Consider the following 12,198-nt stretch of genomic DNA (forward strand, 5'->3'; position numbering starts at 1 on the left):
CCTTTCAAACGATCAATACAGAAGGAAAAGAAATGAGTTATCAACTAATAGTTCAATTTAAGGTAAAAGACGGCAAAGCAGATCAATTCGTCGAAATTATGCAGAATGCCAAGTCCCGTATAGCCGAAGCGCCCGGCTGCCAAGGCGTTGAAGTACTACTAAGCGCCGACAATCCGAACAAAGTGGTGCTTTCCGAAGTCTGGGAAACTACGGAGCTGCATGATCAATACGCCGCGAAAATGCGGGAATCCGGCTCCATGGATCAGATGGCGACATTTTTGGACGGCATGCCTGAATCGGAAATATTTGAAATAAAGTAAGGTTATTGATTAAAGCAGCTGATGGAGGCCGGCTCTTCAACGGTAGCTCCATCAGCTACTCCCATGTCCTACTCTGCGGCTAATAGATTCGCGACTTCGACACCATAATCAGTGCCCACGTACAGTTTACCCCCCTGAACAGATAGACTACGGGCCGCTCCTCTTAGAGAGGGACCAACCATGACTTTAGGAAGCTGCGGATCTTGTATATCGATAATCTGCAAATGAAGATCCTTGGTGGCGGCATAAATATAGTGTCCATCTCGAATCCATTGCATATCGGCGCTCCCCGGAAATGTAATGCGGGCCAATTCTGTTAAATTCAGCGGGTCTGATGCGTCCAGCACACTGAAGTTTGGCCCACTCTCCAGTACGTACGCATAGCGCTTATTCAGGTTCTCGGCGATTAATACATTTTGAGTAATACCTGAGGTCTCGAAGTTCGACATCAAGACCGGTGCTGCCGGGGTGCTGAGATCCACTACCTGTATGCCTCCGCTTGCCGCAAACAAGTATTGATCCTGTACTGCCAGAGCGGCGGTATATCCTGACAAAGCAAAACTGCCAATGGAAGCGGGCAGAACTGGATTCTGTATGTCGACAATACTAAAGCCCAGATCGTCGTTGCTACCGGTAATCCCGTATTCAGGAATGAAAAGATACCCGGGGAAAATTTGAGGCCGGTTAATTCTTTTTTCGTAATCAGTAAAGGCCGCGCCTTCTGCCACCAGCATTCCCGGACTGGATAGGTTATAAGCAAATATGCCCCCTCTAGCGGGGCTGAAGAAATCCAAGAAGGTTCCGGCAAAATACAACGTGCTACCAGCCTCAACAAACCCGGCGGGCTCCATACTCACGTAATAATGGGCCTCTGGATCAGACACAAGCGCCGGGTGATCAGAATCAGCCAGCGAATAAACGTCTAAATAGGTGAAATCGGTGGACTCGAAAACCCCGTTATCTGGAACCACATAGAATCGGGCGGTGTACAGGTGGTGGTTACGGGCATGAATGCTGTCCACCGAGCCAGCCAGACCCAGTGTGGTCTGAAATTGCGGCTCGGTGGCGTTTAGATCAACCAGATCAAGGCCGCTGGCAGTAAGCACATAGGCGCGATCACCTTGCACGGCAAGATCCCTTATTTCAGTGTCTTCCAGCACCACATTGCCCAGGTATACCGGCGCGTCCGGGGACGCTGTCGAATACAACAACAAACGCTCCCAACTGGTCGGATCAAAGTACTCAGTACTGTGGTTAGATCTGAAAATAGCGTAGCGATCGTTGGTGTCGGCTGAAAGCAGGGTAGGGTCATAGCTGCTAAACGGCAGCTTAACTGGACCGCTTGCATCACTTAAATCGTAAAGAACCGGTCCGTTTAATTGAACCGTGTAAAGAATATTTCCGACATGATCCAACGACCACATGCGCTCGTGCGTTATATATTCCGATAACTGCGCAGGATTACCCGGTACCGCAAGATCGTACACTGCAAAACCGTAACCCAAATTAAAAAACTTATGCATCACCAATCTGTCACCTGCGACATGGATTGCATCGCTTCTCCCGAGATCATTGACTTCCGTTATTGCATCGCTTTGGACGGCATCAAGAATCACCGTGTGGTCCGGCATTAAAGCGTAAATATAATGATTGCGGACATCGATACTGCTGTATCGCGCACCACGGGGTTCACTGTAGTTGTGGACTAGCGGTGATACCGGATTATTAAAGTCGATAACCGTTACGCCCTGATGCGCAATGTAAGCGATGTTATCCTGCACCACCAAATCCGCAGCGGCGTCGGGAAGTAAATGTGAAAAAAGCAAAGCCGGGTTTTGTATGTCGCTGATATCAAAAAGCTGAACTGCCGTGGTCCCAGCCACGATCACGTAGTCGCCGGATAACCCCATCAGGGAAAAATCCGCACCGCCGATGCTGGCCGACGCCATGGCAGGACTGGCTGCACGCGACAAGGCCTGATGCAATTCCGATTGTTGGCTTGGCTGTGATAACAGCGCTGCGAACTCATTCACCGCCTGGGGATGACTCACGTTACTCATTTCACCTGACCAGGCGAGAACATGATCGAGATTTACCGGACCCGACCCTGAACTCACTACCCGTTGCGCCATTTTCTCTAATTCCACATTAATTGCTGCAGCAGAATATCCGGCGGAGAGGGGGTATTCGAGTTTGCGATACAGTATTTCGGTCAGTACATTGCTGCGCCACGCGCCTGCTGCAAACCGCTCAGCAGATAATGAAACCCGCATAGGGTGATTCAGGTTGCAACTACTTGACTGGCCATCCGCGCAAGCAAACTCGACCGTTATCAGCGTATCGGGAGCGCTATTCAATAAACGGCTGTCATAGCGAACCGTCAGGTTTCCCAACGCATCGCTCTGCAATTCACTGGCTTCACCTGACTCGTCCAGCAATTGCACATCCAAACGGTGGTAATCGATGTTATATGTACTACTGTCGTCTACACCCGTTACGCTGTCCTCCAGGACACTCACGATCATCTCGGGGCGTAGTTGCTGGATACTGGCAGAAAACGGGCTCACTACGGTGGCATGCAGGCCAGAAAGATCCACTCCGGCCAGCGTGACGCCGCTGGACAAACTGACTATAGCGCCATCGCTGCATATCACTTCAAAATGCTGTTCGTTTTCTCCCGGTCCTTCATTGAGTTCACTCGTACATTGATACCCATCCGGAATCCGGTCTACGGTGAAACGATACTGGCCGAGGGGCAGAGTGACGCTGTTGTCACCCTCATCCGCTACAGAAAGGGATTTACTGTAGACTGAATTTCCGGATTGAGTATTTATGAAACGCACATCGACGCTCAGTTGCGGATTCAGTCCTGCAACCGTGGAGTGAATTTCGACTTTGCCTTCTTTACCTGCGCCGCAGGCTGTAATCGTCAACAGCAAAAGTGCAGTGAGTCCATACTTTATGTTCATGATCTTCTCCGATCTACATTGCCGTGAAGATAAAACTGCTCAGATAAATCTCCTTGTTAAGTCAAAACGCCATTATGGAAGTGGCGCTGGTACTGAGCAGAATTTATGCCACGTCAATATATTGTTAAATAACAGCAGGTTAAAAACCGGAGCGGGGGATGAATGTTAAATTTGTCGACAGACCACTGAACAAATATAAAGCAACCCATTCGTTGAGGCAGATTCGCCTGGCACGATTCACGCATCGTCATACCGGTAGCGTTTACAGGAGGTGAATCAATGGAAATGAAAGCCGATCAACGGAAGTTGATAGTCGTTTGATTTTACCCGGAGGCAGACACTGTAGAACTTACAATTCGGTTTTCCTAATTACATCCGTTGCCACCCATCTGTTGCAAACCGTGTTCGTTGGAAATGGTGCCTGAGCCGTATCCCACGGACTTCTCGCATCGCAACCATCAATACAGCAATTGGCCTCAGCGTATGCATTCAGTACTGGAATAAACCGTGCATAGTCATTACGCAATCTCTTAACACAACTCATAAGCGATTCAACACAACCGGGAGGCCTGCAATGGGATTGGCACTAAGCTCGCTACAAATTCAAAGCAATGCGTTTAACGATGGCGACAACATACCCGTTCGATACACCCATTTCGGTGACGACATTTCGCCACAGTTGGAGTGGCACTCATTACCCAAGGAAGCACGCTCATTGGTTCTATTCTGCCACGACCCGGATGCCCCCAAGATTGTTCCGGGATACTACGGATTTCTGCATTGGCTGGTTTACAACATCCCGGCGGACGTTAACGGCATGGAAGAGGGGTGTAGTTTATACACTCAAGCAGCCAACGATTTTGGTGCAATTGGATACGGAGGTCCGAAGCCACCTGAAAATCATGGCATTCATCGCTACTACTTCTGGCTTGTCGCGCTGGATCTACCGCCGGAGCTTCCACCCATAATGGAATTTGAAAATCTTTTTAAGGTGATTGAACCGAATGTGGTGGGAATGAATCGCCTCACAGGACTATTTCAACACACAAAAAGTTAATTTTCCGGTCACAGAATTCAGGGATGGGTGGCATATGAAAATAAGTCAGCATTTAAAACTTTCCCGAAGGCGGTTATTTCAGGCCGCCGCGACGACTTCTGCGTTCCTCTCCCTTCCCAAATACGCCTATGTTTTGGCTGACACGGAAACATCAAAAATGAATACCCAAAGTTTGACCCTCAAGGTCAATGGTAAACAGCATAAGCTGTCGCTGGACACGCGCACAACGTTACTGGATACCTTGCGCGAGCATTTGCACTTAACAGGCACGAAAAAAGGCTGCGACCATGGTCAATGTGGTGCCTGCACGGTTATCAGCAATGGTAAACGAATCAATTCCTGCTTATCGCTGGCGCTGCAGCACGACGGGGACCACATTACCACCATCGAGGGCCTGGGAACTCCGGATAGTTTGCACCCCATGCAGGCGGCGTTTATCAAGCATGATGGCTATCAATGCGGTTACTGCACCCCTGGCCAAATCTGTTCTGCGGTGGCGGTTTTGGATGAACTCAAAGCGGGCTTGCCCAGCCACGTTACGGATGACCTTAACCGTACGCCGGAATTTTCCAATACAGAGCTCCGTGAGCGTATGAGTGGCAACATTTGCCGCTGCGGCGCCTACTCGAATATCGCTGACGCCATAACAGAAGTTGCGGAGGAAAACCCATGAGACCGTTTACTTTTGAGCGTGCCAATTCAACCCAAGAGGCGCTGCGGGCTATTACGAAAACGCCTCATACCAAATTCATTGCCGGCTCGACTAATCTGCTGGACTTGATGAAGTTGCAAATTGAGCGCCCGGATCACTTGGTCGATATCAGTCATCTTCCTTTGGATACCATTGAAAAAACAGCGGATGGAGGCTTGCGAATCGGAGCCCTGGTAAGTAATACCGATTTGTCCGCTGATCAACGCGTCCGACAGGACTATGGGCTATTATCGCGCGCGTTACTGGCAGGCGCATCCGGGCAGCTGCGTAATAAAGCAACCACCGGAGGCAATTTGCTGCAACGCACCCGGTGCCCGTATTTCTATGACACCAATCAACCTTGTAACAAGCGCACACCGGGCAGCGGCTGCTCCGCACTGGATGGCTTTAGCCGTTCTTTAGGTATTGTCGGAGTCAGTTCATCCTGTATTGCAACGCACCCTAGCGACATGGCGGTCGCGATGCGAGCCCTGGATGCCTCCATTGAAATAGCCGATTCCGAAGGAACTACACGCACAGTACCAATTAAGCATTTTTATACTTTACCCGGCACGACGCCGGATAAAGAAACCGTGTTGCGGTTCAATGAACTGATTACAGCCGTGGTACTCCCCAAACCCATCGGTGGAAAGCACATTTACCACAAAGTCAGAGACCGTTCATCTTATGCCTTTGCCCTGGTATCAGTAGGCGCAGTCCTGTTTCCCGATGGCACCGGCAGGGTGGCTATGGGAGGAATAGGGTCACAGCCCTGGCGGGTTGAGCAGGCCGAGGCGCTGCTTCCACAAGGTGCCAAGGCGGTAACAAACCGGATGTTACTAGGTGCCAGTACCACCGAGCATAACCGTTTCAAAGTCAATCTTGCCGAGCGTACGCTAGCCGGTGTTATCGACGCCGCACGAGCGTAGCAGAGAGCGAAGCCATGAAATTTGATAAACCCGCGACAACTAACCCGATAGATCAGCTTAGCGTCGTGGGAAAATCCACGGATCGCATTGACGGACCAATGAAAACAACCGGCACTGCAACATACGCCTATGAACATAAGGACTTACCGGGCAAGCCAGCCTATGGCTACATACTCGGTGCAGCCATTGCCAAAGGCCGGATTGAATCGATTAACCTATCGGACGCCAAATCAGCCTCCGGCGTGCGCGCTGTCGTGCATTATCAAAATTGCGGGCAGTTGGGACAAGGCGATAAGAATACCGCTACCTTACTCGGCGGGCCGGAGATAGAGCACTATCATCAAGCGATCGCTCTTGTTGTCGCAGACACATTCGAGCAGGCCCGATCTGCGGCAGAATTGATTGACGTTACGTATAAAACGGAAAAGGGCGCTTACGATTTGGCTGAAATAAAAGACAGCGGGGCCAATGTCGGAGATGGTTTTTGGGGGGAATCCGACACCCGAATCGGCGATTTCGACAATGCCTTTAGCAGTGCGCCCGTTAAGCTGGATCAAACCTATACTACACCGGATCAGTCCCACGCGATGATGGAACCCCATGCGTCTATCGCAGCATGGCAGGACGAAAAGCTAACGTTATGGACATCCACCCAAATGGTCGACTGGGCGCAAAAGGACGTCGCCAAAACACTGCGCGTTCCCACCGCCAATGTAACAATCAACTCTCCCTATGTGGGGGGCGGGTTCGGTGGAAAACTTTTTGTCCGTGCCGACGCCATTATGGCTGCACTTGGCGCCAAAGCGGCTGGCGTGCCGGTTAAAGTGTTTCTTCAAAGACCGCTAATTTTTAACAACACAACTCATCGACCGGCCACCATTCAGAGGCTTCGCATGGGCGCAGACCGGAGCGGAAATATTTTGGCGATCGGACACGAAAGCTGGTCTGGCAACCTGAAGGATGGCAGCCCCGAAACGGCAGTGTCACAAACGCGGTTGCTGTACCGCGGTGAGCACCGTATGACACAAATGCGTTTAACCGAACTGAACTTGCCGGAAGGGAACGCGATGCGGGCACCGGGAGAAGCGGTCGGCCTGATGGCGCTGGAAATCGCAATCGACGAACTTGCAGAAAAACTCGATATGGATCCGATTGATTTTCGGATCTTGAACGACACGCAGGTTGATCCGGAAAAGCCGGAGCGCCCCTTTTCACAGCGACAGCTGGTCCAGTGCATGCAAACGGGGGCCAAGCGCTTTAACTGGCATAAGCGAAACCCCAAACCCGCCCAAATACGTGACGGGCGATGGCGGTTAGGAATGGGTATGGCAGCGGCTATCCGTGGCGCTCCGGTCGAGAATTCAGGCGCCCGTGTGCGACTTGAAACCGACGCTACCATCACCGTGGAAACAGACATGACCGACATCGGAACGGGTACTTACACGATCCTGGCCCAGACCGCAGCGGAAATGATGGGGGTTTCCCTGGACAAGGTCACGGTAAAACTCGGCGCTTCAGCCTTACCGGTTTCTTGCGGCTCCGGGGGACAATGGGGCGCAAACAGCTCCACCGCAGGCGTGTACGCAGCCTGCGTTAAATTGCGTGAAAAAATCGCCGTCAAGCTGGGTTTCAATCCAGATGAAGTTGTATTCTCGACCTCTTTGGTAACAGCAGAAGGCCGCTCGCTGCCATTACAAGCGGCTGCAATACACCAGCCGATCGAAGCAGAAGACACCATCGAGTTCGGCGACCTCGATAAACAATACGCTATCCAGACTTTCGGAGCGCATTTTGTCGAAGTCGGGGTCGATACCTATACCGCCGAGATTCGCATTCGTCGTATGTTGGCTGTTTGCGCCGCCGGCCGCATACTGAATCCAAAATCCGCGCGCAGTCAGGTAATCGGCGGCATGACCATGTCGGCTGGCGCCGCCCTGATGGAAGAGTTGTCGGTTGATACCGGTCGGGGCTATTTCGTTAACCACGATCTAGCGGAATACCAGGTTCCGGTGCATGCAGATATTCCGCACCAGGAAGTGCTATTCCTGGAGGAAACGGACCCGATGTCATCACCGATGAAGGCCAAAGGGGTAGGGGAGCTTGGAATCTGCGGGGTAGGGGCTGCCATAGCCAATGCGATTTACAACGCAACTGGCGTTCGTGTTCGTGACTATCCAATTACCCTGGATAAGTTGCTTACGGCAATTCCGGATGCAGGCTAATTTCATCGATAACGAACTATTGCTTTTACCCCGGAACAATGTGATTATAAATTGATCAGCCTGTAAACAATAACAGGGCTACCTGAATAGCCCGAACGTGACAGGCTGGAAAACAATAAAAATAATATTGCTCAATTTTGAGCGCGCTCAGAGATAGCCTATGAATTCCTATAAGTCCTTGTTCCGACTCTGTTTAACCCTCCTGCTGACAGCGGGAGTCGTGGCCTGTGTTGCGACCTCGGCCAAATGGATGAGCTACGTTCAGGTTAATCCGGATAGCTTAAACGAGGTGCTGATAAGCCCCGACAATAACGTAGTGCACGTATCGGGACAGAGTGACGGCATTCACATCACCTATTACGACGAAACCGGATCGGTTTCCGAGGACATTGCCACCGGTATCGCCCACGGCGCCTATTCCAATACCCTTAATCTGGCGGACAACCGCCTGCTGTTAGTGAAAAGCACACTGGCCGATTCGTTGTTGATTGACACTGCGCAGGGGACCGTTTCCCCACTCGACGGCGCTGTCGTCTCCTCAGAACTCGGTGCCCGTACATTGAGCGGAACCAGTCTGGTGCTGGACGGAAAAGTAGCCGCATTCGGTTCTACCGCAAATCAGGGCTGGGTACTGTTAATGGATTTCAGCGCCGGCTCCAGTGAGTTGCTGGAAATCACGTCAGCCACAGCGGTAAGTCGGGTATTCGGCCACAGTATGCTGGTAATCGCAGTGCAGACGGAATCCGGCCGTACGGTCGTCTCCTTCGATGCAGCTTTGAATGAATTGTCACGTTTCCCAATACCTGTCGCCAGTGAAAACCTGATCGGAGAATCACTGGGACGCCCGGTGCTGTTCCACAGTTCCAATCACAATGTGCGCGCTACCGATGTGGCGGGTTTAACGCAATGGGAATTTGTGAACGATGAATTTGAATACATCAAAGGCCAGTCTGTTGGCAAAGATGGCCGGGTCCTGCTTTGGGGAGACAACGCCAGTCTGAATCCGCTATCGGGAGTGAGGTTCGATCAAGCCCATTTTCTGTTGATCGATACCACAGGCTCGCTGCTGTATCACTATCTATCCGGTGGTGAGATGGCTAATATCCTGTACCGTAATACCCATCAATTTGAAAACGGGTTGATTCAGGTTAGCTTCCAGGGCTGGACCGGGCAATTGGCCGGCTTTGTCATCGGTAGTAATCTATCGACCCCTTTCACAGTGACCCGTCAGGTGTTTCATGATTTTGTCACACTGAAAGGCAGCAAAACCCGCTGGATGCGGGAGCCAAAACGAATCGAAACCTATTCACAGTGCGGTACGCTGTGTGTCAGTCTGGTCGATGACGCAGAAGGACACTGTGATAATCTGGATATTTTCAACATCAACTCGTCTTCACTGGTCAGCGTTTCCCAAGTCTGTGGTGCTAAAAACGCAAACGGTGCGAACTCGCCCAACACGGTGAAAGTGGTGCGGTACTAGAATTAAACACCCGGCTTCATTTTAATCCGCACTTTCGTCTTTACCAGAGAGGAAATAAAACTAGTCTGTGACATCCATAAACCCATTGGTGTCGGCGACGTGATTGCTTCTAACCTCAGTCCCTACCTATAGTCTTAAATGTGACCAATTTTCGATATTGGACTATACGAAAAAAACACGTTGAACAAAATGGGATGAGAATGAAAAAGAATAAAGACACCCGTCGCTCGATACGCTCCAAACCTGCCACGCTGAATTACGCAGTTACCCTCGCAACATTAATAACGCCGGTGGCCGTTAATGCAGCACCCGATGAACAAACCCCTGCTTATAAGCCGATTGAGGAAGTTGTGGTGACGGCCCGCCGCAAAGATGAAAGCCTGGAAGAAGTACCCATATCAATTTCCGCTATGAGTGGCGATCAGCTCGATGATCGGCAAGTCAAGACCGATGCGGATTTACAAATCGCCGTTCCCGGACTCACCGTTCGTCAAACCCAGGGCAACAACTCACTTACCTATTCGATCCGCGGCCAGACTGCCGATACGTTCAGTGGCTCGCGCTCGGCGGTTGTGACCTATTTTAATGATGTTCCGTTAACCATCGGCAGTTCCTCTTCGTTATTCGACCTTGCATCGGTGCAGGTTTTGAAAGGGCCTCAGGGAACCCTGTTCGGACGCAATGCTACCGGTGGAGCGGTGCTGTTTAATTCCGCTAAGCCCACTGATTCAACCGAAGGATCGTTGACTGCCCGCGTTGGCAATTTCGACTCACGGGAACTGGACGGCATGATCAATGTACCGCTCATCGACGATACACTGTTGCTGCGCGCCGCCGTTAACAGCACCCATAAACAGGGCTATATCAAAAACCTATTCAACAACGATGATCTTGGCGATATTGATCGCACCAGCGGCCGTGTTTCGCTGGCTTGGATGCCCAACGAACGCCTGGATAATTTGTTAGTGGCGCAATATTCCACTATCGAAGGGACCAATACCGGCGCTTCCTATCCATACAGTATCTATGACAGCAATTGCGCCGTATTAAATTGCAGCTCGTCCTTTCTCAGCAACTACGTCGATGAGCAAAAAGTATTGGGACCGTATAAAACCCAGCACCCCTGGACAGCAAATCACGAGGGGACCGATTGGATCATTTCCAACACCACCACCTACGATTTGACTGACACGTTAACACTCAAAAACATTCTGGGTGTATCCCATTCGGATACGGATTCCGAGCAACCGCAGCTTGGGGTTCCATTTGCCACCATCATCACCGCAAACATTGTGTCCGGAGAATCTGGAAACGAAACGGATACAGACTCAATTTCCAATGAAATACAATTGCAGGGCCTCAGTTTTGATGGCGCTCTAAATTGGATAATCGGCGCTTACATTCAAAATGATCAGGTCGATACCTTATGGCCCCAAACCTACTTTGAAAGTCCGGCATCCGCGCTCACCAATTCGTTCCGTATTCGTACTCAAAGCCGAGCAATCTACGGCCAAAGCACCTACGATCTGACCGAGTGGACCGGCATCAACGGGCTTAGGGTAACCACTGGCGCGCGCTACACACAGGAAAAAGTTCAGATAAAACAGCTTCCTGAAGCGACTTACACGTTCGGTGCACCTGACCAGGAAGAAACTTTCAGTGATCCGAGCTGGGATGTGGGACTAGAATATCAAGCCACTGAAGAGCTGATGACGTACGTAAAAACCCGCGGCAGTTTTCGTAGCGGCGGTTTTAACGGCGCCGCTCCCCCGGTAGATGCCTTTGCTACCGGCGGCGGCAACAAATTCGAATCGGAACATGTGCAAGACGTTGAAACCGGATTGAAATTCAACGGCGATGTGATGGGGCGACCCACCATCTTCAACCTGGCCATCTATAAATCCTGGATCGAAGATGTTCAACGTGTCGAGTTTCCTGATCCGGACGGACCGGGCGGTTTGGCGTCCATCGCCGTCACCGCCAATGTTCCTGAAACTACGGTTCAGGGGATCGAACTGGAAGCCACCACGCGCCTGAATGACTGGCTCGAACTCGGTCTGGCAGCCGCCTATACCGACGCGGAGTTTACGGATGGCGAGGTAAACCTGTTTGGCACCACGTACAGTTACGGGCCAGTAGGGGATACGCCGGAAACGTCCGGTTCGATCTATGCACTCATTGATTTGCCGGTGGACCCTGCCTTGGGTTTGTTGACTCTGCGCACCGAAGTCTACGCGCAAAGCGCGCAATACTTTTCCAACGCAGCCGCAACGATCGCCCCCGGCACCAAGCTACCGGGGTATGAATTGCTTAATGCACGCCTGAACTGGAGTGGCATTATGGATAGCCGGTTTTCCGTTGCGCTGTACGGCAAAAATCTAACGAACGAAGAGTACTTTGTGGGAGGTATGACGTTAGCTGCAGCACTGGGTCATAATGCGGCCGCAGTAGGTGAACCTCGCACTTATGGCGCCGAGCTGAACTACCAGTTCTGAGTCTTTTCATCATCAATCAGAAACCGGGCAGGGCA

General features: G+C 51.2%; 8 protein-coding genes. 7 read left to right on the forward strand and 1 reads right to left on the reverse strand.

Features of this window, described 5'->3' with window-relative positions:
* Positions 1-32 precede the first annotated feature (32 nt).
* Entirely contained in the window at positions 33-320 is a 288-nt protein-coding gene (locus tag FT643_RS15680) for a putative quinol monooxygenase (protein WP_156872358.1), read from the forward strand.
* Positions 321-388: 68 nt separating this feature from the next.
* On the opposite strand, the gene FT643_RS15685 is transcribed toward FT643_RS15680, so the two are convergent.
* Positions 389-3,289 carry an LVIVD repeat-containing protein gene (locus FT643_RS15685; RefSeq protein WP_156872359.1) on the reverse strand — a complete coding sequence of 967 codons (2,901 nt, stop codon included), beginning with the start codon at positions 3,287-3,289 and terminating at the stop codon, positions 389-391.
* Between the two features lie 574 nt (positions 3,290-3,863).
* On the opposite strand from FT643_RS15685, the gene FT643_RS15690 reads away from it, so the two are divergent.
* The 6 genes from FT643_RS15690 to FT643_RS15715 all read left to right on the forward strand — a co-directional run bounded on the left by FT643_RS15690 (position 3,864) and on the right by FT643_RS15715 (position 12,163).
* The gene (locus tag FT643_RS15690; RefSeq protein ID WP_156872360.1) at positions 3,864-4,346 is read left to right on the forward strand and encodes a YbhB/YbcL family Raf kinase inhibitor-like protein; all 483 of its coding nucleotides are present in this window, start codon (positions 3,864-3,866) and stop codon (positions 4,344-4,346) included.
* A gap of 34 nt (positions 4,347-4,380) precedes the next feature.
* Complete coding sequence (gene paoA, locus FT643_RS15695; protein WP_156872361.1) at positions 4,381-5,019, forward strand: aldehyde dehydrogenase iron-sulfur subunit PaoA; 639 nt, start codon at positions 4,381-4,383, stop codon at positions 5,017-5,019.
* Positions 5,016-5,966: an FAD binding domain-containing protein gene (locus tag FT643_RS15700; protein WP_156872362.1), complete on the forward strand. Its 951-nt coding sequence runs from the start codon at positions 5,016-5,018 to the stop codon at positions 5,964-5,966. The genes paoA and FT643_RS15700 overlap by 4 nt, the downstream gene beginning before the upstream one ends.
* A 14-nt stretch (positions 5,967-5,980) precedes the next feature.
* Complete coding sequence (gene paoC / locus FT643_RS15705) at positions 5,981-8,188, forward strand: aldehyde oxidoreductase molybdenum-binding subunit PaoC (protein ID WP_156872363.1); 2,208 nt, start codon at positions 5,981-5,983, stop codon at positions 8,186-8,188.
* Positions 8,189-8,348: 160 nt separating this feature from the next.
* Entirely contained in the window at positions 8,349-9,668 is a 1,320-nt protein-coding gene (locus tag FT643_RS15710; protein ID WP_156872364.1) for a hypothetical protein, read from the forward strand.
* Positions 9,669-9,868: 200 nt separating this feature from the next.
* A complete protein-coding gene (locus tag FT643_RS15715; RefSeq protein ID WP_198043603.1) occupies positions 9,869-12,163 on the forward strand; it encodes a TonB-dependent receptor in 2,295 nt (764 codons plus the stop codon).
* The last annotated feature ends 35 nt before the right edge of the window (positions 12,164-12,198 follow it).

Source organism: Ketobacter sp. MCCC 1A13808 (genome assembly GCF_009746715.1).
In the GTDB taxonomy this organism is placed as follows: domain Bacteria; phylum Pseudomonadota; class Gammaproteobacteria; order Pseudomonadales; family Ketobacteraceae; genus Ketobacter.